Origin of the sequence: Citrobacter sp. Cy070, assembly GCF_030332245.1 — a bacterium.
Classification (GTDB): Bacteria; Pseudomonadota; Gammaproteobacteria; order Enterobacterales; family Enterobacteriaceae; genus Citrobacter; species Citrobacter youngae.
Map to the genome: position 1 here is coordinate 248,178 of NZ_JAOWIG010000051.1, position 23,323 is coordinate 271,500.

Genomic DNA, 23,323 nt, shown 5'->3' on the forward strand with positions numbered 1-23,323 from the left:
GCTCTTTGATTTTCCGGATGGCGGCTGTGCCTTATCCGGACGATGAAACGTGGCACGGGTTCGATTAAATCGCCTTTGCCATTTTCAAATTACACGGGCTCATCTGCCAGTTGAAAATGCCCTTTCCGCTCTCATCAAGCGTTACGCTGGCAATCGCAGATGTGGTAAACATCGGCGGCGTTTCACCCGGGCAAAGCTCAGACACCAGATATCCCACTAACGGTAAGTGAGAAATTACCAGTGCCGTGGCGATACCTTCATTGGCCAGAGCCTGTAAATAGGCGCTGACCAGACCGACATCGCCGCAGGGAGTCAGCTCCGGCAAAACATCCACACCGGCTGGCAGGTTCATACACTCTCCCACCACATCCAGCGTCTGTTCGGCTCGTAGGAACGGGCTCACCAGAACACGTTCGATATCCACTTTTTGACCTTTAAGCCAGTTCGCCATCAGGCGAGATTCGTCACAACCACAAGAGGTTAAAGGACGAACCGAATCACTGGCGGCATCGAGGGCCGCGTCGCCGTGACGCATGATAAAAACTTGCATATTGCACCGCTTTTGTTAACCAGGATCACCAACACCTTTATTCACCGCCCCTATTGACCGTGGTAACGATGTGGTGGCCGGCATTGTGCCTTATCCATTCACCGAATGAAACGCTGTTTTTTACCTCAACGGCGTAAGTATAGTCAATCTCTGTTTACATTTTGAGCGCGACCCATACATTCGGTGCGGATTCATCCTACCTTTGACCTCATGAATTCAGGTCAGTTTCCCCGATATCCCAGAATCTTTCACCACGTTCCGCCATCTGCAATAACTGTTCACACGGCGTAAACCGTGAACCATATTGCGTGGACAGTCGTTGCAGAACCGCAACCACTTCACCCGTACCGAGAGAATCCATATACCGGAACGGGCCGCCGAGGAATGGCGGAAAACCAATACCAAATACAGCGCCGATATCGCCATCACGTGCGCTACGGACGACCTGCTCACCAAAACAGCGTGCTGCTTCGTTAAGCATTAACATGACACACCGCTCTGCAATTTGCGGGGCTGTGAGTTGGCCCTGACCCTGGACGCCAATAAGCGTATAAATTGCAGGGTCGACCTGTTTTTTGCTTTTACGCCCTTTCGCGCCATAAAGATAGAAACCCCGACCATTTTTTCTACCTTTGCGATCATCATTCAAAATTGAAGCAACAACATTTGCAGGTGCGCTAAAACGTTCTCCATAGGCGGCCTCAAGCACTGGTATAATTTTAGTGCCCGTATCAATTCCGACCTCATCCAAAAGTTGGATTGGCCCTACCGGAAAACCAAACTTAACCAGCGCGGCATCAATCGTCTCGACGCGCTCGCCTTCGGTCAGCATACGAATCGCTTCGTTGATGTAAGGCGCTAAAATACGGTTAACGTAAAAGCCAGCCTTATCCTGGACAACAATCGGCGTTTTGCCCTGCTTTTTCGCTAACTTAACGGTTGTGGCAATCGTCTGCTCAGAGGTTGTTGCATGTGGAATCACTTCCACCAGTGGCATTTTTTCTACCGGACTAAAGAAGTGCAGACCAATTACCTGTTCAGGTCTGGTAGCATTAGCCGCAATATCGCCAATCGGTAAAGATGAGGTGTTTGACGCAAAAATAGTATGAGGGGCACAATTCTGCTCAACTTCTGCCACCATCTGTTGTTTTAACGACAGATCTTCGAATACCGCTTCAATAATCAGATCGCGATGCGCAAAACCGCGATAATCGGTGGTTCCCGAAATCAACGCCAGCTGTTTATCACGCTCGCTGGCTTTGATATGACGGCGGCGAACCTTCGTTTCAAGCTGCTCCCAACTGTACTTCAGCGCGTGGTTGATTCCCTTAGCATTAATATCTTTGATGCGCACCGGCACGCCACCTTTACAGGCTGTGACGTAAGCAATACCGCCGCCCATCAGGCCACCGCCCAAAATACCGACGCTATTCAGCGGGCCGGGCTTCGCTTCACTACCGGGATCTTTTTTTACATCGGTATTGGCAAAAAAGATGTTCCGTAGCGCCTTAGACTGCGAAGTCATCGCCAGCTCGCCAAACGCGTGGGCTTCCGCCTCATAGCCGCTGCTGCTGCCCTGCGCGAGACCGGTTTCGATCACCTCAAGAATGCGGTCCGTCGCAGGGTAGTTGCCCTGCGTTTTTTGCGCCGTCTTTTTGCTGACCATACGAAACAGCAGCGCACGTCCCAGCGGCCCCGCCAGCACGCGTTCACGTACGGGCAGAACCCGGTGTGCCGAGCTGTCTTTTTTGGCCAGTTCAACCGCGGCTTCCAGCAAAATGGTCTGTGGTACAACTTCATCCACCAACCCCACTTTTAGCGCCTGTTTTGCCCGGAGCTGTTTTCCTGTCAGGATCATATCCAGCGCAGTACTGACACCAATAAGACGGGGTAATCGCTGGGTGCCCCCGGAACCGGGAAGCAGGCCTAACTGTACTTCCGGCAACCCCAGTACGGTTTTAGCATCATCGGTACAAATACGGTTGTGGCACGCCAGCGCCATCTCCAGCCCACCGCCCAAACAGGCACCATGAATAGCGGCAACAACCGGGATCGGCAATGCATTAATTTCTGCCATGATCTGCTGCCCCTGACGGGCCAGCGTTTCGGCTTCCTGCGCGCTGCGACAGCTACCAATCATGTTGATATCCGCCCCGGCAATGAAGTTATCGGGTTTAGCCGAAATAAACACCACTCCACGCAATGCTTTGTTATCGCGGATTTGTTTCAGAATGGCCCTCACCTGAGAAGCGAACTCCGCTTTCAGGGTATTCATTTTCTCTCCGGGCACATCAATGGAGACAACGGCGACGTTATCCAGACGCACGTTGAGCGTAAAAGCCGATGTCATTTCCATTATTCTGCCTCCAGAACCATTGCCGCACCCAGACCACCTGCCGCACATGCGGTGACTAAACCAAACCCACCGCCACGGCGGCGTAGTTCATGGAGGGTTTGGGTGATCATACGTGCACCGGTGGCGGCGAAGGGGTGCCCATAGGCAATTGAGCCACCCAGCACGTTAAATTTACTGTCATCGACTTCGCCAGTGGCGTGGGAGCGCCCCAGCACTTCGCGGGCAAAACGCTCGCTGCCCAGCAACTGGAGGTTCGCCAGCGTTTGTGCGGCAAAGGCTTCATGCATATCAATAAGCGTTAAATCCGCCATGGTTAAGCCTGCACGCTCCAGGGCAAGCGGCGTTGACCACGCCGGCCCCAACAGCATGTCCTGCCAGACATCAATGGCGGTAAAGGCAAAACTACGCAGATATCCCAGCGGTACCAGCCCTAACTCTTGCGCACGCGACTCCGTCATCATAATCACGGCGGCTGCGCCATCCGTCAGCGGAGTGCTGTTAGCCGCCGTAACGGTACCGTGTTTTCTGTCAAATGCCGGACGCAACCTCGCGTAATCCGCCATCGTCGAGTTACCGCGAATATTGTTATCTTCTGAAAAAGGATCTTTAAAGGGGGGAGCGTAGGTCGTCATCACCTCATCTGCGAGTTTTCCTTCAGACCAGGCCTGAGCTGCGCGCTGATGAGAGCGGTGCGCCAGCGCATCCTGCTGCTCACGCGTGATGCCATAGGTTTTGGCCATTTGCTCGGCGGTATCTCCCATGCGTAAACCAGTGGAATATTCAGCCACTGCAGGTGGCACAGGCATCAGGTCGCGCAAGCGTAGTCGGGAAAAGAGCTTCAGACGTTGCCCGGTTGTGCGGGCTTTATTAACATCCACCAGTACTCGCGCCAGCTTTTTGCTGACACCAATAGGCAGAACGGAAGAGGAGTCTGCACCACCGGCAATCCCAGCACGAATAGTTCCGGCCATCAGGCTTTCCGCGACATTTGCCACGGCCTGAAAGCTGGTTGCACAAGCCCGGCTTACGCTGTAAGCATCTGTATGCACATTCATCCCGGTTCCCAGAACGATTTCCCGGGCAATGTTGGGGGCTTCTGGCATTTGCACCACCTGGCCAAAAACCAGCTGTTCAATCACATCAGCAGGTATTTCGCTGCGGGCCAGCAATTCACCAACAACCATTTTTCCCAAATCAACGGCGGGAATGCCATGAAACGCGGTAGCCTGACGGGCAAATGGCGTACGCAATCCGCTCACGATGGCGATACGGTCGCCCTGGCGGGTAACCAGCGATAAAGCCTGACTCATAACACTCCCCTGTAAAAAATAAAAATAAGTGGTCTGACCTGATCACAGTCTTAACCAATTTTTTACATTTAGCCAAGCGGGGAGAAAAGAAAGTGAGAGCTATGACACAGTGAATAGTCACTGACTGTTACGAAAATGCCCTTGCCACCAGGTGGCAAGGGCATGAGCAGAAGGGATTAACGCAGGCCCAGCTGGAAAATCAGCGTTTCAGCTTCACAGGCAAAAACAAAATCGATATCCAGACGCACACCCTCTGACTCTTCAGTGAAAGTCGGGGTGATTTTGCAAGGTTCAGACTCTACGCTACGTGCCTTCTCAGTCAGAGCGGCCAGCGTTTCTTCTGCCTCTGCGCGATTCGCGAACACGCGGCTGTAGGAAGCGGTGCAATCGGAGTTGTCCATGATGGTGCCAACATCCATACAGCAGCAAACCGGGGTTTCATCAGCACTGCATTTACTCATTGTAGATTTCCTCTGTATTCGCACCCGAGGTGCCAGATAAACGATAGGGACATTTTACGCTCCCATTATTCGCCTCTCCAGTCGTTAATTGTGCGAAATGCGATAAGTGACCGAAATCACACTTAAAAATGATCTAAAACAAAAATCGCCCAAACAGGTGAGTGCGCGCACCTGCAATTTTGCCAGCTGGATCGCGTTTCTTAGATCAGAATTGAAAATATTTATAAACATACTTGCAACATTCTGGCTGGTCCGACCTATACTCTCGCCACTGGTCTGATTTCTATGTGGTACCTCAGACCCTACACTTCGCGCTCCTGTTACGGCATGTAACATAGTTTGTATAAAAATAAATCTATGAGGTTATGGTCATGAGCCAGAAAACCCTGTTTACAAAGTCTGCTCTCGCAGTCGCAGTGGCAATTATCTCCACACAGGCCTGGTCTGCAGGCTTTCAGTTAAACGAATTTTCTTCCTCTGGCCTTGGCCGGGCATATTCGGGTGAAGGCGCTATTGCAGATGATGCTGGTAACGCCAGTCGTAACCCCGCGCTGATCATGATGTTTGATCGCCCTACTTTCTCTGCGGGTGCGATTTTCGTTGACCCGGATGTCGATATTTCCGGACGTTCGCGCATTGGTAATGACGCCAGCCAGGATAATATCGCCCCAACCGCCTGGATACCGAACGTGCATTTTGTTGCCCCGATTAACGATCAGTTTGGTTGGGGGGCGTCAGTTACCTCTAATTATGGTCTGGCAACGGAGTTTAACAATAATTACGCAGCCGGCTCGATGGGCGGAAAAACCGATCTGGAAACGCTGAACTTAAACCTGAGCGGCGCCTACCGTCTGAATAATCATTTTAGCTTCGGTCTCGGTTTTAACGCCGTCTATGCCAAAGCGAAGCTTGAGCGTTATGCAGGCGATCTGCCGCAGCAGATCGTTGCAGGCTCTGGTGGCCGGGTTCCTCCCGCCCTGGCCGCACAATACCCAGCAGATACGCAGATTGCGCGCCTGAAGGGTGACGAATGGGGCTTCGGCTGGAACGCCGGTATTCTTTATGAAGTGGATAAAGATAACCGTTACGGTTTCACCTACCGTTCGGAAGTAAAAGTTGACTTCGACGGTGATTACCGCAGCAGCCTGCCATCAATGGACCGTATTCCCGCGCAGTTGCGCCCGGTGTTTGCCAGCCTGCCTGCTGGCACTAACGGCAACACAATCGACGGATCACTTGATCTGAATCTGCCAGAAATGTGGGAGTTCTCAGGTTATAACCGCGTTGCGCCACAGTGGGCGGTTCACTACAGCATGGCATATACCAGTTGGAGTCAGTTCCAGGAGCTTAAAGCGAAAGGCAACAACGGCCAGACTCTGTTCTATAAAGAAGAAGGTTTCAAAGATTCTTACCGCATCGCGCTGGGTACGACCTACTACTACGATGATACCTGGACCTTCCGTACTGGTATCGCCTTCGATGATAGCCCAGTTCCAGCTAACCGCCGTTCCATCTCTATTCCGGATCAGGATCGCTTCTGGCTGAGTGCGGGTACAACCTATGCGTTTAATAAGGATGCTTCATTGGATGTCGGCATTTCTTATATGCACGGTCAGAAAGTGAAATTCGAAGAAGGCCCGTACTCCTTCGAATCAGAAGGGAAAGCCTGGCTGTACGGCATGAACCTGAACTACGCATTCTGATTTCCATCAGACGTAAAAAAGGTGAGCTTTTTAGCTCACCTTTTTATTTGCCTCAATTCCTTACTCAGAATCGATCTCTTTTAACTCATCCTGAATATCTTTTGCGTTCGGGTTTTCTTCTGGTTTGAGTTTACCGCCATTCGCAATAAAGTCATGACGCTGGAAGTAAGCTTCACGCACCATGATGTAAGGATCTGAAGATTGACGCAGCAGACCGTCAGAATCGAGCAGTTGCGCACGCGTTTCAATTCCTTCAACCGTCCATTTACCTATCGACAACGGCCAGGTTAACCAGGAGAGAACCGGATACAGCGTATCCACCATATCGCCGCCATCATCACGCAGCGTGAAACTGCCGTAGAACGGAAGCTGCATATATGGACCGTAACCGACATCATAATGGCCTAATGTGCTGCCGAAGCGGTGTGGTTCAACACGCTGCAACTTCGGATTCGCCATCCCCGCCACATCAATAAACCCGCCCATACCTAACAAGGTGTTGAGGAAGAAACGGGTAAAATGCACCATCCCCTGATAGGGGTCGCCTTGCAGGAAATAGTTAACCATGACAGCCGGTTCTTCAAGGTTGCCAGTAAAGTTGCTCAAACCATTACGGGCCGGCTGCGGAACATAATCACGCCAGGCTACAGCCACCGGGCGAACAACGTATGGATCCAACACATTAAAGTTGAAGTTGTACATGGTACGGTTGAACCCTTCAAATGGGTCCGAACGCCCCTGCTGTTCAGTACCGGAGCTCGCACACCCCACCAAAAGTGTGGTTCCCAGCGCAAGCGCCGACAGGCGAAGCTTCATAAGTGTCTCCCTGTGTATTATGGCTATCGCTGATTGCCATCCATGACGGAACGATGATGTATCCGCCTGATTAGATGTGAGCGATTGTAACAGCACGTCAATCGATGTCTATATGCCCTAACTTACTGATTTGATCATAGCCTGGTAATACAGACACAGTGATGGTTCATTTTAACGAAGCCAATAAAAACATGCGTTACCATTTTTGCGATTTCAGACTTTATCCACCAGCCTTCAAATAAAAACCGCTACGCTTTAGCAATACGTGCTTATTCAGGATCCTGGTATGAATGACATCGAAAAAGAGAAGATTGATCGCCACAGCGACGAGCTCCAGGTGGAAAGCGAAGAAAAGCGGAGCGGAAAAAAGATAGAGCTCAATGAGGACAGGCTCCCCTCACGTGCAATGGCGATCCACGAGCATATCCGCCAGGACGGAGAAAAAGAGATGGAACGCGACGCGATGGCGCTATTGTGGTCAGCCATCGCAGCCGGACTGTCAATGGGAGCATCGTTGTTAGCAAAGGGAATTTTTCACGTACAACTGGAGGGGGTTCCCGGCGGATTTTTGCTGGAGAATCTCGGTTATACCTTCGGCTTTATTATTGTGATTATGGCCCGCCAACAGCTCTTTACGGAAAATACCGTCACCGCCGTCTTACCCGTTATGCAAAACCCTACCCTCGGCAATTTTGGTTTGTTGATGCGTCTGTGGAGCGTAGTACTACTGGGTAATATTCTGGGCACCGGGGTTGCGGCATGGGCGTTTGAATACATGCCGATTTTTGATGAGGCGACCCGCGACGCCTTCGTCAAAATAGGCATGGATGTAATGAAAAATAGCCCGACGGAGATGTTTGCCAATGCCATTATATCCGGCTGGTTGATTGCCACGATGGTCTGGATATTTCCCGCCGCCGGAGCCGCAAAGATTGTCGTCATTGTCCTGATGACCTGGCTGATTGCCTTAGGCGATACCACACATATCGTCGTGGGTTCCGTTGAAATTCTCTACCTGGTCTTTACTGGCACACTGCACTGGGGCGACTTTTTCTGGCCTTTTGCCTTACCGACACTGGCCGGGAATATCTGTGGCGGGACGTTTATCTTCGCGCTGATGAGCCACGCGCAGATCCGCAACGATATGAGCAATAAACGCAAGGAAGAAGCCAGGTTGCAAGCAAAGCGGGAAGCACAACCGCAGAAAAACCAGAAAAAACAGACCTGAATGGCGACTGTTTGAGCAGTCAGGCAGCCTGAGACTTACCGTTGAGAGTAAAAAACGCTATACTCATGCCGCTTCGTCCCCTTAGTTAAATGGATATAACGAGCCCCTCCTAAGGGCTAGTTGCAGGTTCGATTCCTGCAGGGGACACCATCACATCTAGAACGCAACGCTCTGTTTTATTTCACCATCACGGTACTTGCCATAGCTCCACACAGTTTCTCCTCCGCCGTTTAGCGCCTGAGCATTTCGCGATGCCAGACAGGAGCCAGACCAGTTTGGCAAACCCCGTATTCTGGCATCCCGTTGGACGTTAAGGTTATAATCCTGACAACGATTTTATTGGATCAGATGCAAAAATGACAAAACTCACCCTACAAGAACAGATGCTGAAAGCTGGCTTAGTTTCCAGCAAAAAAATGGCGAAAGTGCAGAGAACGGCGAAAAAATCACGCGTTCAGGCCCGTGAAGCCAGAGAAGCGGTTGAAGAGAATAAAAAAGCACAAATTGAACGGGATAAGCAGTTAAGCGATCAACAGAAACAAGCGACGCTATCGAAAGAATACAAAGCGCAGATTAAGCAGCTTATTGAAATGAACAAAATCACCATTTCCAAAGGTGATATTGGGTATAACTTCACCGATAATAATCTGATTAAAAAAATCTACGTGGATAAGGTGACACAGGCGCAATTGATTAAAGGACGTCTGGCTATTGCCCGGCTGACTGCTGAAAGCGAGCGTGACAGCGAATATGCTATTATCCCGGCCGTCGTTGCCGATAAAATTGCGCAGCGCGACGACAGCTACATCGTCTTAAATTGCGAGCTGAGTCAGGAAGCGAAGGACGAAGACGATCCGTATGCTGACTTCGTCGTACCTGACGATTTAATGTGGTAAGCGAAAAATGCCGGATAATGAGTCCGGCATTTTTTCTAATAATGAGGTGACGACTCAGATGTTCATTCAATTGCCCTTATCATAACCGCACCTCTTCTCTCTAGAACTTATAATGCTCTTTACTTAGCCCGTATTTTCTCATCCGCAAATACAGTTTTTTACGCGGGATTTGCAGATATTCTGCCACTTCATTAATACGCCCTTGATGAATATTTAGCGCTTCGGTAATGATTTGCCGCTCATACTCTTCAACCCGGCGATCCAACGGTGTCGGTTCCGGCATATGCAACTGCGGATTAGCGGTTTCCGCCAATGGCAGCAACCCAACGGCAAAAAGCTCTGCGGCGTTTGCCAGCTCTCGCACATTACTTAACCACACACGACGTCGCATCCCTTTTAGCAATTCCCCGTCGACCTCCGGAATGGGGTGGTTCAGACGCAGACAGGCTTTTTGCAGGTAATGGCGAAATAGCGGTTCAATATCGTCCGGGCGCAGGGATAGAGGCTGGCAGGCGATTTGCGTCATGGCGAAACAGTAATAGAGTTCGGCCACGATCTGGTTTGTTGCCGCCAGTTCCACCAGCGATGTCGTGCCAACACCAATTAGCCGAAAAGGGCGCCGCTCCTGACTTTGCAGGTGAACCAAATGGTGCTGCTGCTCGCGCGTCAGACACGCTATATGGCTTAATACCAGCGTCCCACCTTGCGCTTGAGCAATCAGCTCACCGAGCTGAGCCGTGTTCCCGGCGGTGAGTTCTGCGCGGATAAACGGCCCCTGGGCGCTACGTCCCAGCTGATGCAAATAACGGGCTCCCGTCATACGTCCCGTCCCGGGTTCCCCATAAAACCAGACGGCAAGATCCGTTTCTGCCAGTTGCTGCAGCCGTTGACGGTACTGATTTATCCAGTCGCTGTAGCCAACCAGTTCAACCTGCAGCTTTTGCTGGCAGTAATGACGACGGGCAATCACAGATTTTCGCTGCTGCAATGCCTGTGCAACCAGCAACAGCAGCTTACCGGGATCGACCGGTTTTTGCAGAAAATCCCATGCCCCTTTTTTCACCGCATCCACCGCCATCGGCACATCACCATGTCCGGTAATCAGCAGGATCGGCAGCTGGTTATCATCCTGATGAAAAAGAGCCATCAGTTCGATACCGTTACAGCCAGGCATACACACGTCACTCAGGACGATACCGGGCCAGTCAGCCTGTAGCCAATTTCGGGCATCGTAGGGGTTATTGCACGCGCATACCCGATAGCCTGCCTGCTCAAGCAACAAGGTGTAAGCATCAAGGACATCGGCATCATCATCAATCAGCAGAACAGAATATTCATCACTCAACATCTTCTACATCCGTCAGGTTGAATTGCAGTACCACGCAGGCATTGCGCCCCAGTGTCGATGCCAGGCGTAGCTCGCCGTTCATCTGCGTCATTAACGAGACACAAATTGATAGCCCAATACCGAGACCAACATCCTTACTGGTGGTAAACGGTTTTAATAGCGACGGTAGCAGCGCACCAGGCCAGCCGGGGCCATTATCGCTGACAAATACACACACCGTGCTGCCCTCGACCTGCCAGTGAACGTCAATCTTCGCGGCAACCGGACAGGCATCCAGCGCATTTGCCAGTATGTTTACCAGAACTTGCTGAATTCTCACCTCATCGCCCATAACCCACACGCGCTCAACCGGCAGCGAAAGCGTACCCTGCTGCGGTTTATGCCGCATAGACAATAACTCCCAGGCCGCGCTGAAGGTTTGCCGTAAATCGACCGGATGCAGCGGTGCCCCCGGCTCGGCCCGGCGCGCAAACTGTCGCAATGAGCGGATAATGGCATCGATACGGGTAATGAGTCCTTCGGCTTTGGTTAACGTGCTTCTGGCCTGCGCCAACTGCTCCTGTTCAATTGCCCTGCCCGCAGTAAACAGATACATCGACAATGCATTCAGTGGTTGATTGATTTCGTGGGCCAGCGTGGTCATGGTCTGTCCGACCACCGCCAGTTTCGCCGTCTGAATCAATTCGCCCTGGGTCGCTCGCAGATCGGCTTCAATCTCCTTACGCTCTGCCACTTCCTGTTCAAGCTGACTTTTTTGCGTATTGAGCTGACCCAGCGTATGGCGCAGTAACCCCGCAATGCGCCCTAGCTCATCACGACCATAAACCGGGATCGAGGCATCGGTTCTGCCAAGACCAATTTGCACCACGGCCTGGTTGAGCGCGGTAAAACGCTTCACCAACCGTGAACGGATAAAGTAGTGGTTGAGTCCCCAGGCAAGAAGCAGCGCCAACAGCGTCGCCAGCAAAATAAGCCCGCCGCTAACGCGAACAATCTGCTCCAGTCGCTGGTTAAACATCTGCATTTGTTGATGGCTACTTCCCAACTGAGCCTCAAGCAATGTTCGAAAACGACCAAGTGTAGCTTCTCTGGCATGACTGGCATCAACCAGCGCTTTTTGCGCCGCGACATAATCGCGCATCGTATCGGGCATTTTATTTTTCATCATCCCGATTTCCAGCAATTCGTCGATGGTTTGCCGCAACGTGATAGTACTGGGCCAGTCGTCCAAGGTGCGAATATTTTCATCCGCCGTTTTCTTCAGATTTTCCAGATAGCGAATATGATTCTCGACCAGCATGCCGTCGTCGCTACCTGACTTCAGTTCATTCAACCTGTCGCGTAAATCATCGACAATCTGGTTTTCAATTCTTGCCAGCGTGTACACCTGTTGCTGCTCATTCTGCACCTCCCTGGCGCGTTTCAGGTACAACGCCGCGTCGCCATTTTTCGCTTCAATTTGATCCAACAACGTTCCCTGCTGCCAGGTGAAATCCTGCACCAGAGAGTTCAGTTCGGTCGTGAAATCATCATGTAACCAGTCGATTCGCGCGGAAAGTTCGCTGACTTTTTCGCGTACCAGGAACATGTTGTAGAGCACCCTGTCCAGCTCGGTCATCAATGCCCGGCTATCTTGCAAAATCACCGCCAGCTGTTGCTGTTCCGCGGGTTGCAATCCCCGGCTCAGCAGTTCAATTTTGTCCAGATGTTCGATGATCTGATTACGCAGTTGCAGCCGTACGGTCGTATTGGGGGCAAGCAGGAATTCATTAAGCTGATCGACAACCAGGTTAAGATTCCCTTCAATCAAAAAAGCGGAATGTACGCGCGGAAAATAGTCATCGAGCGAATAGCGGATTTGCGAGCTTTGCTCATGCCAGGAATACAAACTGACACAGCTCACGCTCAGCGTCAGTAAAGCCCCCGTCAAAAAAGCCCCCCGCAAACTGCTGCTGATGCTGAGCTGACGAAGACGTTGCCATAGCGAACCGCCTTTCATTGTAGTTCTTCCAGTTTTGATATCGCCAGGCGCTGGTTTTTAAGAAACCAGAGTTGCCACTCCATCATTTGCTGTTCAGCAAAGCTTTTATTATCGAATTGAGCAAGCCAGGCTTCATCTTCGCTGTTCCTGGCGTCGATTGGGACCTGGGTTAACAGCGCTCTGATTTCAGGTAACGGGTGTTTCAGACGAGTTTCCGCACTGTACAGCGCTCGCCAGGCATCCTTAAGCTGCGCGAGGCGGAAACTGATGGCCGTATCAAACATCCTCTGGACCAGTTGTTGACGCTTCAGGATCAGACGGTAATTAAGCGGTGGCTGTTTCATCAAAATGGCCTGTTGGGCTGCACGCGGGTTATCTGCTGCCAGCGACGTTACCGGATATTTACCGGTATTCGCATCTGCAAGGATCCGCTGCCCTTCCGGGCTCAATAAATAGCGGATAAAACGTTGTGCTTCATTGGCACGCGGGCTGTTTTTCAGCACGGCTACGTAGGTCGGCGAGACCGCCGAGTGTGGGAAGTAAGTAAAAGTCAGATTGGGGTCATTGAGCAGCAGATTGGCATAGTTATCAATAACCGGTCCCGCAACGCCCAATCCGCTCTTAATTTTGTCCGCAACACCAAAGCTGCGTGATGAGATGGTCACCAGGTTCCCGGCACTGGCCAGCAATGTCGCCCAACCTTCTTGCCACCCTTTTTGTTGCAGCAGTGATTCAACCATCAGGTGATTGGTATCGGAGCGCGATGGGCTACTCATCAGCAGGGCATTTTGATATTTAGGATGCGTTAAATCACCCCAGTCCGTCGGTGGTGGCAGATGTCGCGCCGTCAGTGCTGAACGATTAATCAGCAGACCAAATCCCGAGAGAGCCACGGCTACAGACGTCGACCGTATTGACTCTGGCACCAGACGCTGGCTTTCCGGCAATGCATTATCAAAAGGAGCAAGTTTCTGATGCTCCTGAAGATGCTGCAGTAGCATCGGCGAAGAGGTCAAAATCAGGTCAACGTTCTCCGCATTCGCGGTATCGAGCAGTTGTTCGAGAGAAGAACTGGTCCGGTTTAGCGTGCGGATCATCACTGACCCCGGCTCCGTTTGCCAGCGCTGAATAATCCAGGCCGTTGCCCCCGGGGAAAACGTCGTCGCCATCACCAGCTCCTTCCCCTGTGCCAGACAGGTCGCCGACAGCGACATAAAACACAGTGAGAGCGCCAACAAACTACCCCGACAGAAAAGTCTGTTTGTGATCCTGCTCATAAATACCAACATCTTCGAAAAATAATATTGAGACAAAATTTACCCGTTTATCACGACACATGGAAAAGATAAAACTGCTATCAAAATAACCAGACGGAATGCGATAACAGAGATAAAGAATACCTGAAAATGTCGTTTGAATTTGTTAATACCCGCACATGCTGATGATAAAAATGCATTAAGAATAATAGCTCTGGCCTCACCATAATTCAAAAAGGTCAAAATCAGCCCCGCTTTCAGCAAATTGAGTCAATAGTGACACATTTCTTCAATTTGAATTTCTTAGCCATCTATTTCACTCTTCACTGCGAAAAATCCTGATATTCACATCAATATAAATTTAGGTGATGATATGTTATCAATATTTAAGACAGGGCCATCGGCAAATAAAGTCCCGGAAGAGAAAATTCAGGAGACTTATGGTCGATACCGCATTCAGGCGTTACTTAGCGTATTTCTTGGCTATCTTGCGTATTATATTGTACGCAATAACTTCACCCTCTCTACCCCGTACCTGAAAGAACATCTGGATCTCAGCGCAACACAGATTGGTTTACTCAGCAGTTGTATGCTAATTGCCTATGGGATCAGTAAAGGCATCATGAGTAGCCTGGCAGACAAAGCCAGCCCGAAAGTCTTTATGGCTTGCGGCCTGATCCTGTGCGCCATTGTCAACGTTGGCTTAGGGTTCAGCACCGGATTCTGGATTTTTGCCGCACTGGTCGTCTTCAACGGACTGTTCCAGGGGATGGGCGTCGGTCCCTCGTTTATTACCATCGCCAACTGGTTCCCACGCAAAGAGCGCGGACGCGTTGGCGCATTCTGGAATATCTCACACAACGTCGGTGGCGGTATTGTCGCCCCCATTGTTGGCGCCGCTTTTGCCATTCTCGGCAGCGAACACTGGCAAAGCGCCAGCTATATTGTCCCAGCCTGTGTCGCGGTGCTGTTTGCTTTTATTGTTCTGATGTTGGGCAAAGGCTCACCGCGCGAAGAAGGCTTGCCTGCTCTGGAACAGATGATGCCGGAAGAAAAAGTCGTGTTAAATGCCCGGCACGTAACCCAGGCACCGGAAAACATGAGCGCCTTTCAAATTTTTTGCACCTACGTGCTGCGTAACAAAAATGCCTGGTATGTTTCATTGGTAGATGTTTTTGTCTATATGGTGCGTTTTGGCATGATCAGTTGGTTACCGATTTATCTGTTAACTGAAAAACATTTCTCGAAAGAACAAATGAGTGTGGCGTTCCTGTTTTTCGAATGGGCCGCAATTCCTTCCACACTGCTGGCGGGCTGGCTGACCGATAAACTGTTTAAAGGTCGTCGCATGCCGTTGGCCATGATTTGTATGGCGCTGATCTTCGTCTGCCTGATCGGTTACTGGAAAAGTGAATCCCTGCTGATGGTCACTATTTTTGCCGCCATCGTCGGGTGCCTGATCTATGTGCCCCAGTTCCTTGCGTCTGTTCAGACCATGGAAATCGTCCCCAGCTTTGCTGTCGGTTCGGCGGTCGGATTACGCGGTTTTATGAGCTACATTTTTGGTGCATCGCTGGGAACCAGTCTGTTTGGTGTCATGGTCGATAAAATGGGATGGCATGGCGGTTTCTATCTGTTGATGGGCGGGATTGTCTGCTGCATTCTGTTCTGCTATCTGTCTCACCGCGGGGCGCTGGAACTCGAACAACAACGAAAAAATGCCCAACAACAGGACACGGAGTTGCAGCTTGCTGATGCCAGGTAATCGGCTTTAGAGAGAAAAAAGTGCCAGCGATGCTGGCACTTTAGTTTGCTCAGATGGAAGCCAGAAAATCAGTCAATGTGGTACATAATTGCGTTTCAGTTATGAACCTGCGATTTAATGCTTATTGTCCCCCACCATAAAGCGAATGATCAATCCGCATGTCGGGGCAAGAAAAAGAAACAGTCCCGTTACCATTTCGTTTCCGTCAGTCAACCGTATGGTAAAGAAATAAATTAATGCCGTAAGGATAGCCATGCCGAAAAAAGAACTAATTGACGCGGCAGCGCCCATTACCTGCCAAATATAGCAACTAACGCACAGAATGCTCAATGCGAGGAAAGTCCAAAAATAGAACATAGCGTTACCTCCTGTCTGCCGTAAAAATCGACGTAAGTCCTTACACATCCTTGAGTTTATAGTCTAAGACAATTCCTATCCGTTCGCAATTCGAGCAACATTTTCGCTACAATAACTGTTCATTTTCTGAACCGGGCATTCTCCATTGACCTTTATTTAATCGTCATAAAAACAACATATTATCTATAAGTCTATTCTTGCTTTTTATCGACCAAAAAACATTTACGAAACTTGAGGAATTATTTCTGGATGACATTAATCTTCGGGTGTACATTGTGCGTCCGATCATTCATACCCCTCGTGGTTTGTCCTGACTCAGTTTTACACTCTTTACAGGAACCATTGTCGCTCATAGTGACCTAACTGTTCAGTGACAGAGAGTAACGCTGTAGACAAAGAATCTTCGCGATACATTATTTTCGTACCAACAACAGGTGCTTATGTTCCCCCAATGTAAATTTTCGCGCGCGTTTTTGCATCCGCGCTACTGGCTCACATGGTTCGGTGTCGGTGTGCTCTGGTTACTGGTGCAACTCCCTTATCCTGTTTTATGTTTTCTGGGCACCCGTACAGGTACGCTGGCGCGCCCATTTTTAAAGCGCCGGGAATCCATTGCCCATAAAAATCTCGAACTCTGTTTCCCGAATCTGTCGCAAGAAGAAAGGAACAAACTGGTCGACGAAAACTTCCGCTCACTCGGCATGGCTCTGCTTGAAACCGGTATGGCCTGGTTCTGGCCAGATCGCCGGGTGCGTAAATGGTTTGATGTTGAAGGTCTGGACAACCTGCAACGCGCTCAGGCGCATAACCGTGGCGTAATGGTAGTAGGCGTGCATTTTATGTCGCTGGAACTGGGGGGCCGCGTGATGGGGCTTTGCCAGCCAATGATGGCAACCTACCGCCCGCACAACAACAAATTAATGGAGTGGATACAAACCCGCGGCCGTATGCGCTCGAACAAAGCCATGATCGGCAGAAATAATCTGCGCGGCATTGTCGGCGCACTGAAAAAAGGGGAAGCCGTATGGTTTGCGCCCGATCAGGATTATGGCCGTAAAGGCAGTTCATTTGCGCCATTCTTCGCCGTCAAAGATGTTGCGACAACCAACGGTACCTACGTGCTGTCACGTTTGTCGGGGGCGAAAATGCTGACCGTCACCATGGTGAGAAAATCTGGTAACTCCGGCTACCGTCTGTTTATCACGCCAGAAATGGAAGGTTACCCGAAAGATGAAAACCTGGCCGCGGCCTATATGAACAAAATTATCGAAAAAGAGATCATGCGCGCCCCCGAGCAGTATCTCTGGATCCACCGTCGCTTCAAAACGCGCCCGATGGGTGAAGCCTCGCTATATGTCTAAAAAGAAAGGCCGAATGGCCTTTCTTTTTTTCTACGGCTGAATTACTTAACGCCCCACTTGTTCTGGAGTTCAGTCATTCGCTCATTATAGCTTCGGGCAATGCAGGCTGGCTCATTATCCTTCTCCTTCCAGCACTCGTTGCGTCCTTTGATCCACCCGCGCTGTTCCGCTTTAAGCATCGGGTCATTCTTCGATTTAGCCAGTGCCTGTTTAAAAATCCCGTTCAATTTCATGTCCATTGCAGAAAGCGACGGGCTCTGGCAAATAATATCTTCCGCACTTCCCTTTTGAACCGCAGAGCAAGAGTAAGACGGACCGGCGTTGGCCGATTTTTTCGCCGGAGAATAATCAACATTATCCTCAGGCTGACAAATCCCATGCTTGCGGTTTGGGCCAGCCCAGGATACTTCCGGGTTTCCGTCATCTTTTCTGGAAATTGAGACGGTATTTTTACCGCTCTTCGCCTCCCAGTAATTTTCATTGAAGCTTTTAATGGTCGCTTTTGCGCCATTAATCCATACATTGCCTTTACCATCACTATTCACACCACCAATACTTGCGCAGCTGAAATTGAACGCTTGCGGTGCAGCCGCCATTGACGTCAATGGCGCAAGAACAAGTGCTAACATCATTAATCTGGTCATTTTTAACCTTTTCATTATCAAATTCCGCGAAAAATTAACCGCATTAACCTTAAGGTGATATGAGAATTCTCTGAGTAACAGTCACGTCGCTCAATAGCAATTTATTACCGTCAGAAATTAAACTGTCGCCGAATCACGACACTTGTAAGTTACTAAAATTAAATAAAAAAATGCCTCTTGTTTCACCTCATTTTTAGGCGTACATTAGCGCCGTCTGGAGCATTAAAGCTCAGAATTCTGAGGTGATGCAGCCAAGTAAGCGCGGGGTATTCTCCCTTTCGTTTATGCTCGCATCAGCTCTCTGTCAGGTAAGCATATGTTCATTGAGACGTACCCCAGGTACGCGGAGAGATGAAAAGTGAAATATTTCTTTATGGGCATTTCTTTTATGGTCATCGTTTGGGCCGGTACTTTCGCCCTGATGATCTAAATAAAAAGACGCAGCAAAAAAACAGGAGCCATTTGGCTCCTGTTTGCGTTTGAGGAATCGTGTTATCAGTCGGTACTTTCCGTGGTCGATTTCGCACTGGCAGGCAGCAAACCATCCGCGCGAAACATTGCTTTGATGCCGCGAATTGCCTGGCGAGTACGGTCACGGTTTTCAATGAGCGCAAAGCGCACGTGTGTATCACCATAGTCCCCAAAGCCAATCCCCGGCGAAACACAAACCTTCGCCTCATTCAGCAATTTTTTGGCAAATTCAAGCGACCCCATTGCGGCGTACTGCTCTGGAATTTTCGCCCACACGTACATCGACGCTTTTGGCATTTCAACCATCCAGCCCGCTTCATGCAGCCCCTTGACCAGCACATCGCGACGACGCTTATATTGCTCAGCGATATCCCGTACGCACTGCTGATCGCCTTCCAGCGCGGCAATAGCGGCTACCTGCAGCGGTGTAAACGTTCCGTAATCGTGATAGCTCTTAATGCGCGCCAGTGCGTTTACCAGCGTTTTATTGCCAACCATAAAGCCAATGCGCCACCCCGCCATGTTATAGCTTTTCGACAAGGTGAAAAATTCAACGGCAACATCACGGGCACCCGGAACCTGCATAATCGATGGCGCTTTCCAGCCATCGTAGACAATATCGGCATAGGCCAGGTCATGAACCACCAGCACGTCGTAGCGTTTAGCCAGTGCGACGACCTTTTCGAAAAACTCCAGTTCGACACACTGCGCCGTCGGGTTGGACGGGAAGCCTAAGATCATCATCTTCGGTTTCGGGTAGCTTTCGCGAATCGCGCGCTCCAGTTCATTAAAGAAGTCGACCCCTTCCACCAGCGGCACGGAACGCACCTGTGCTCCGGCGATAACGGCACCATAAATATGGATGGGGTAACTGGGATTAGGCACCAGAACCGTGTCGCCGTGATCCAATGTAGCCAACATCAGGTGAGCCAGCCCCTCTTTGGAGCCAATTGTTACAATCGCTTCGGATTCAGGATCGATCTCGACGTCATAGCGTTCCTGATACCAGCGAGAAATAGCCCGACGTAAACGAGGAATACCGCGCGATGTTGAATAACCGTGGGTATCCGGGCGCTGCGCCACGGTACACAGTTTTTCGACAATGTGAGGAGGCGTGGCCCCATCCGGGTTCCCCATGCTGAAATCGATAATATCTTCGCCGCGCCGACGCGCAGCCATCTTCAGTTCAGCGGTAATGTTAAAAACGTAAGGGGGAAGACGATCAATACGCGTAAAACGACGTTCAGGGCGGGAATCAGCCATAATATCCTCAGATGTACGTTAGCGCCCGGACCGTCCGAGCGACGCTGCCACGATGGTGGCACATTTAGAAAATAGCCTGATTAATTTCCTTCTGTCGAGAGGTACAGCAAAATATTTTTTATCGGCATAAAAGAGGAACAACATTTCTAAAACGGGAAATTCATGAATATCCAACTCTTATGAAATCACCAATTATTAACATTTTGTTGTTAAATACATTACATTGAGGTCCGCCTTCTCTGGAGATATATTGTAAATACAACAATCATGCAACAATCCCCTTTTAATGTTGTGGTTTTTCCTCATTAGTCCATGCTGACAGGGATGCTGGTCATCCTGCCTCAGGTTACCTATCATAGAGGTTTAACCCCTTCGCAAGAGTCACCTGTGCACGAAATATTCAATATGCTGCTGGCGGTCTTTGATCGGGCAGCGCTGATGCTGTTCTGTCTGTTTTTCCTGATTCGTATCCGCCTGTTCCGCGAACTGTTGCACAAGTCAGCCCACTCGGTGAAAGAGCTGCTCGCCGTTACTGCCATTTTCTCCATGTTTGCACTGTTCAGCACCTGGTCTGGTGTACCGGTAGAAGGCTCACTGGTGAACGTGCGTATTATTGCCGTGATGTCAGGAGGAATTCTGTTCGGCCCATGGGTCGGTATCATTACCGGACTCATCGCGGGTACACACCGTTATCTGATTGATATTGGAGGTGTTACCGCCCTTCCCTGTTTTATTACCAGTATCCTTGCTGGCTGTATTGCAGGTTGGATCAACCGAAAAATCCCTAAGGCGCAACACTGGCGCGCCGGTATTTTAGGCGGGATGCTTTGCGAGTCATTGACCATGATTCTGGTGGTCGCCTGGGCCCCCACTACCGAACTGGGGCTGGATATTGTCTCGAAAATCGGTATCCCAATGATCCTTGGCAGCGTCTGTATCGGCTTTATCGTCATGCTGGTACAAAGCGTGGAAGGAGAGAAAGAAGCCAGTGCGGCAAAACAGGCTAAACTGGCGCTGGATATCGCTAACAAAACCCTGCCGCTTTTTCGTCAGGTCAATAGCGAGTCGCTACGCCAGGTGTGCGAGATTATTCGCCATGATATTCATGCAGATGCCGTCGCGATCACCAATACCCAGCACGTTCTGGCCTATGTCGGCGTGGGTGAACTGAACTACCACGATAACGATGATTTCGTTAGCCCTACCACCCAGCAGGCGATAAATTACGGAAAAATCATCATAAAGAACAATGATGAAGCACATCGCACGCCGGAAATACACTCCATGCTGGTAATACCGTTGTGGGAAAAAGGTGTGGTCACCGGTACGCTGAAAATCTACTACTGCCATGCCCACCAGATCACCTCCTCATTACAAGAAATGGCTATCGGCCTGTCACAAATTATCTCAACTCAGCTTGAGGTTTCCCGTGCCGAGCAGCTACGTGAAATGGCAAATAAGGCAGAGTTGCGGGCACTACAAAGTAAAATAAATCCCCATTTCCTGTTTAATGCGTTAAACGCGATCTCATCGTCAGTGCGGCTTAACCCGGACACTGCACGCCAGCTCATTTTTAATTTATCTCGCTATCTTCGCTATAATATTGAATTAAAAGATGATGAGCAGATCGACATCAAGAAAGAGCTGTATCAAATTAAGGATTACATTGCCATTGAGCAGGCCCGTTTTGGCGATAAGTTGACGGTTATTTATGATATTGATGAAGAGGTCAGCTGTTTTATTCCCAGCCTGCTGATTCAGCCATTGGTTGAAAATGCCATCGTTCATGGGATCCAACCCTGCAAAGGGAAAGGTGTGGTCACTATCAGCGTGGCGGAATGTGGTAATCGGGTGCGCATTGCCGTCAGAGATACCGGTCATGGTATCGATCCAAAAGTCATTGAACGCGTTGAGTCCAATGAAATGCCGGGCAATAAAATTGGCCTGTTGAATGTGCATCACCGCGTTAAACTCCTGTACGGCGAAGGGCTACATATCCGCCGTCTTGAGCCTGGCACAGAGATTGCTTTTTACGTGCCAAACCAGCACTCACCTGCAGCAGCCCCGGCCACATTATTGCTTTAACCAGGAGTTAAGTTGTGAAAGTCATCATTGTTGAAGATGAATTCCTGGCCCAACAGGAACTTAGTTGGCTGATAAAAGAGCACAGCCAGATGGAGATTGTCGGCACATTTGACGACGGTCTGGATGTGCTTAAATACCTGCAGCACAACCGCGTTGACGCTATTTTTCTGGATATTAATATTCCGTCACTGGATGGTGTGCTGCTGGCGCAAAACATCAGTCAGTTCGCGCATAAACCCTTTATTGTGTTTATTACTGCCTGGAAAGAACACGCTGTTGAAGCCTTTGAACTGGAAGCGTTTGACTACATTCTGAAACCGTACCAGGAATCACGGATTGTCAGCATGTTGCAAAAACTGGAGGCAGCCTGGCAGCAACAGCAAACAGGAACCCCCCTTACCAGCCCGGTGATGCGTGAAAACGATACGATCAACCTGATCAAAGACGAGCGGATCATCGTTACGCCAATCAACGATATTTACTACGCTGAAGCCCATGAAAAGATGACCTTCGTCTACACGCGACGCGAATCGTATGTCATGCCGATGAACATCACCGAATTTTGCAGCAAACTGCCTGCTTCACATTTTTTCCGCTGCCACCGCTCATTCTGCGTAAACCTGAACAAAATCCGCGAGATCGAACCGTGGTTTAACAACACCTATATTTTGCGATTAAAAGATCTGGAATTTGAAATCCCGGTTAGCCGGAGCAAAGTAAAAGAATTCAGGCAATTAATGCATTTATAGTGCGATTAGTCATGATCGTGCGGATCGTTGTAAAATGGCGATCTACTGCCGGTGCTATAAAACGTAATAAAGTGAATTTTCAATGAAATACAGACATGTGCTATCCCAGTTATGTTTTCAGATGCTGGAAATGGGTGCGGATCGCCGTACGGTGAAAAAAGCCCTCACCTCCCGTCGAATGAAGGCTCGTCAGGCTGTCGTACTGCTGTGCAAGCAAGAGATGGTGCTACTGAGAGCCGGGAAACTGCCGATACAAAACGCAACAAGCACGACATCTCACTGACAATAACAGGTCGCGAGCTAACTAAACCATTAACTCGCGACCACTTCGCGTACAGAGCATGCTACAGGCTAAACTGAATTAACTAAGAGCAACCTTCCGGTGATGCTGCCAACTTACTGATTTAGTGTATGATGGTGTTTTTGAGGTGCTCCAGTGGCTTCTGTTTCTATCAGCTGTCCCTCCTGTTCAGCTACTGACGGGGTGGTGCGTAACGGCAAAAGCACTGCCGGACATCAGCGCTATCTCTGCTCTCACTGCCGTAAAACATGGCAACTGCAGTTCACTTACACCGCTTCTCAACCCGGTACGCACCAGAAAATCATTGATATGGCCATGAATGGCGTTGGATGCCGGGCAACTGCCCGCATTATGGGCGTTGGCCTCAACACGATTTTACGTCACTTAAAAAACTCAGGCCGCAGTCGGTAACCTCGCGCATA

Annotated in this window: 20 protein-coding genes, 1 tRNA gene and 1 pseudogene; 11 read left to right on the plus strand and 11 right to left on the minus strand. The window is 50.0% G+C overall.

Annotation, left to right across the window (positions count from 1 at the left end; all coding sequences use genetic code 11):
• Window positions 1–64 precede the first annotated feature (64 nt).
• The 4 genes from sixA to OGY19_RS07290 form a co-directional block, all read right to left on the minus strand.
• Window positions 65–550 carry a phosphohistidine phosphatase SixA gene (gene sixA / locus OGY19_RS07275; RefSeq protein ID WP_048211041.1) on the minus strand — a complete coding sequence of 162 codons (486 nt, stop codon included), beginning with the start codon at window positions 548–550 and terminating at the stop codon, window positions 65–67.
• A 208-nt stretch (window positions 551–758) separates the two neighbouring features.
• Window positions 759–2,906: a fatty acid oxidation complex subunit alpha FadJ gene (gene fadJ, locus OGY19_RS07280; protein WP_115601713.1), complete on the minus strand. Its 2,148-nt coding sequence runs from the start codon at window positions 2,904–2,906 to the stop codon at window positions 759–761.
• Complete coding sequence (gene fadI, locus OGY19_RS07285; RefSeq protein ID WP_115601712.1) at window positions 2,906–4,216, minus strand: acetyl-CoA C-acyltransferase FadI; 1,311 nt, start codon at window positions 4,214–4,216, stop codon at window positions 2,906–2,908. Before fadI ends, fadJ begins: the two co-directional genes overlap by 1 nt.
• A gap of 176 nt (window positions 4,217–4,392) precedes the next feature.
• Window positions 4,393–4,677 (minus strand): YfcZ/YiiS family protein, encoded by a 285-nt coding sequence (locus OGY19_RS07290; RefSeq protein WP_005129756.1) that lies wholly within the window; start codon window positions 4,675–4,677, stop codon window positions 4,393–4,395.
• A gap of 371 nt (window positions 4,678–5,048) precedes the next feature.
• On the opposite strand from OGY19_RS07290, the gene fadL reads away from it, so the two are divergent.
• Window positions 5,049–6,380 carry a long-chain fatty acid transporter FadL gene (gene fadL, locus OGY19_RS07295; protein ID WP_061068238.1) on the plus strand — a complete coding sequence of 444 codons (1,332 nt, stop codon included), beginning with the start codon at window positions 5,049–5,051 and terminating at the stop codon, window positions 6,378–6,380.
• 60 nt (window positions 6,381–6,440) lie between these two features.
• Here fadL and mlaA read toward each other — a convergent pair whose 3' ends face one another.
• Complete coding sequence (gene mlaA / locus OGY19_RS07300; protein ID WP_005129765.1) at window positions 6,441–7,196, minus strand: phospholipid-binding lipoprotein MlaA; 756 nt, start codon at window positions 7,194–7,196, stop codon at window positions 6,441–6,443.
• Window positions 7,197–7,482: 286 nt separating this feature from the next.
• Between mlaA and OGY19_RS07305 the strand changes: the two genes are divergently transcribed.
• The 3 genes from OGY19_RS07305 to OGY19_RS07315 all read left to right on the plus strand — a co-directional run bounded on the left by OGY19_RS07305 (window position 7,483) and on the right by OGY19_RS07315 (window position 9,320).
• A complete protein-coding gene (locus OGY19_RS07305; RefSeq protein ID WP_115601711.1) occupies window positions 7,483–8,424 on the plus strand; it encodes a formate/nitrite transporter family protein in 942 nt (313 codons plus the stop codon).
• A 75-nt stretch (window positions 8,425–8,499) separates the two neighbouring features.
• Window positions 8,500–8,574 (plus strand) — tRNA-Arg (locus OGY19_RS07310).
• Window positions 8,575–8,780: 206 nt separating this feature from the next.
• Window positions 8,781–9,320 carry a DUF2058 domain-containing protein gene (locus OGY19_RS07315; RefSeq protein ID WP_061068240.1) on the plus strand — a complete coding sequence of 180 codons (540 nt, stop codon included), beginning with the start codon at window positions 8,781–8,783 and terminating at the stop codon, window positions 9,318–9,320.
• Between the two features lie 100 nt (window positions 9,321–9,420).
• Here the strand turns inward: OGY19_RS07315 and pgtA are convergent, their stop codons facing one another.
• The 3 genes from pgtA to pgtC are packed head-to-tail and all read right to left on the minus strand — an operon-like array spanning window position 9,421 to window position 13,863.
• Window positions 9,421–10,668 (minus strand): two-component system response regulator PgtA, encoded by a 1,248-nt coding sequence (pgtA, locus tag OGY19_RS07320; protein WP_061068241.1) that lies wholly within the window; start codon window positions 10,666–10,668, stop codon window positions 9,421–9,423.
• Window positions 10,658–12,667: a two-component system sensor histidine kinase PgtB gene (gene pgtB, locus OGY19_RS07325; protein WP_061068242.1), complete on the minus strand. Its 2,010-nt coding sequence runs from the start codon at window positions 12,665–12,667 to the stop codon at window positions 10,658–10,660. Before pgtB ends, pgtA begins: the two co-directional genes overlap by 11 nt.
• Entirely contained in the window at window positions 12,664–13,863 is a 1,200-nt protein-coding gene (gene pgtC / locus OGY19_RS07330; protein ID WP_115602392.1) for a phosphoglycerate transport regulator PgtC, read from the minus strand. The genes pgtB and pgtC overlap by 4 nt, the downstream gene beginning before the upstream one ends.
• 415 nt (window positions 13,864–14,278) lie before the next feature.
• Here pgtC and pgtP point away from each other — a divergent pair, with 415 nt between their 5' ends.
• Complete coding sequence (gene pgtP, locus OGY19_RS07335) at window positions 14,279–15,670, plus strand: phosphoglycerate transporter PgtP (RefSeq protein ID WP_040231431.1); 1,392 nt, start codon at window positions 14,279–14,281, stop codon at window positions 15,668–15,670.
• A 114-nt stretch (window positions 15,671–15,784) separates the two neighbouring features.
• Here the strand turns inward: pgtP and OGY19_RS07340 are convergent, their stop codons facing one another.
• Window positions 15,785–16,027, minus strand: coding sequence for a YfdY family protein (locus OGY19_RS07340; RefSeq protein WP_048211012.1), 243 nt, complete (start codon window positions 16,025–16,027; stop codon window positions 15,785–15,787).
• Between the two features lie 440 nt (window positions 16,028–16,467).
• Here OGY19_RS07340 and lpxP point away from each other — a divergent pair, with 440 nt between their 5' ends.
• The gene (gene lpxP, locus OGY19_RS07345; protein ID WP_115601710.1) at window positions 16,468–17,388 is read left to right on the plus strand and encodes a kdo(2)-lipid IV(A) palmitoleoyltransferase; all 921 of its coding nucleotides are present in this window, start codon (window positions 16,468–16,470) and stop codon (window positions 17,386–17,388) included.
• Window positions 17,389–17,429: 41 nt separating this feature from the next.
• Here lpxP and OGY19_RS07350 read toward each other — a convergent pair whose 3' ends face one another.
• Window positions 17,430–18,047 (minus strand): lysozyme inhibitor LprI family protein, encoded by a 618-nt coding sequence (locus tag OGY19_RS07350; protein WP_115601709.1) that lies wholly within the window; start codon window positions 18,045–18,047, stop codon window positions 17,430–17,432.
• Between the two features lie 343 nt (window positions 18,048–18,390).
• Between OGY19_RS07350 and ypdK the strand changes: the two genes are divergently transcribed.
• A complete protein-coding gene (ypdK, locus tag OGY19_RS07355; RefSeq protein ID WP_010723117.1) occupies window positions 18,391–18,462 on the plus strand; it encodes a membrane protein YpdK in 72 nt (23 codons plus the stop codon).
• 65 nt (window positions 18,463–18,527) lie between these two features.
• On the opposite strand, the gene alaC is transcribed toward ypdK, so the two are convergent.
• On the minus strand, window positions 18,528–19,766 hold the full coding sequence (alaC, locus tag OGY19_RS07360) for an alanine transaminase (protein WP_061068244.1): 1,239 nt from the start codon (window positions 19,764–19,766) through the stop codon (window positions 18,528–18,530).
• Window positions 19,767–20,153: 387 nt separating this feature from the next.
• Between alaC and OGY19_RS07365 the strand changes: the two genes are divergently transcribed.
• The 4 genes and pseudogenes from OGY19_RS07365 to OGY19_RS07380 all read left to right on the plus strand — a co-directional run.
• Window positions 20,154–21,851, plus strand: coding sequence for a sensor histidine kinase (locus OGY19_RS07365; protein WP_115601708.1), 1,698 nt, complete (start codon window positions 20,154–20,156; stop codon window positions 21,849–21,851).
• 14 nt (window positions 21,852–21,865) lie between these two features.
• Window positions 21,866–22,600: a LytR/AlgR family response regulator transcription factor gene (locus OGY19_RS07370; RefSeq protein WP_115601707.1), complete on the plus strand. Its 735-nt coding sequence runs from the start codon at window positions 21,866–21,868 to the stop codon at window positions 22,598–22,600.
• A gap of 82 nt (window positions 22,601–22,682) precedes the next feature.
• Window positions 22,683–22,883 (plus strand): hypothetical protein, encoded by a 201-nt coding sequence (locus OGY19_RS07375; protein ID WP_071887368.1) that lies wholly within the window; start codon window positions 22,683–22,685, stop codon window positions 22,881–22,883.
• A gap of 153 nt (window positions 22,884–23,036) precedes the next feature.
• Window positions 23,037–23,323 (plus strand): annotated as a pseudogene (locus OGY19_RS07380) (IS1-like element IS1A family transposase); the annotation flags it as partial.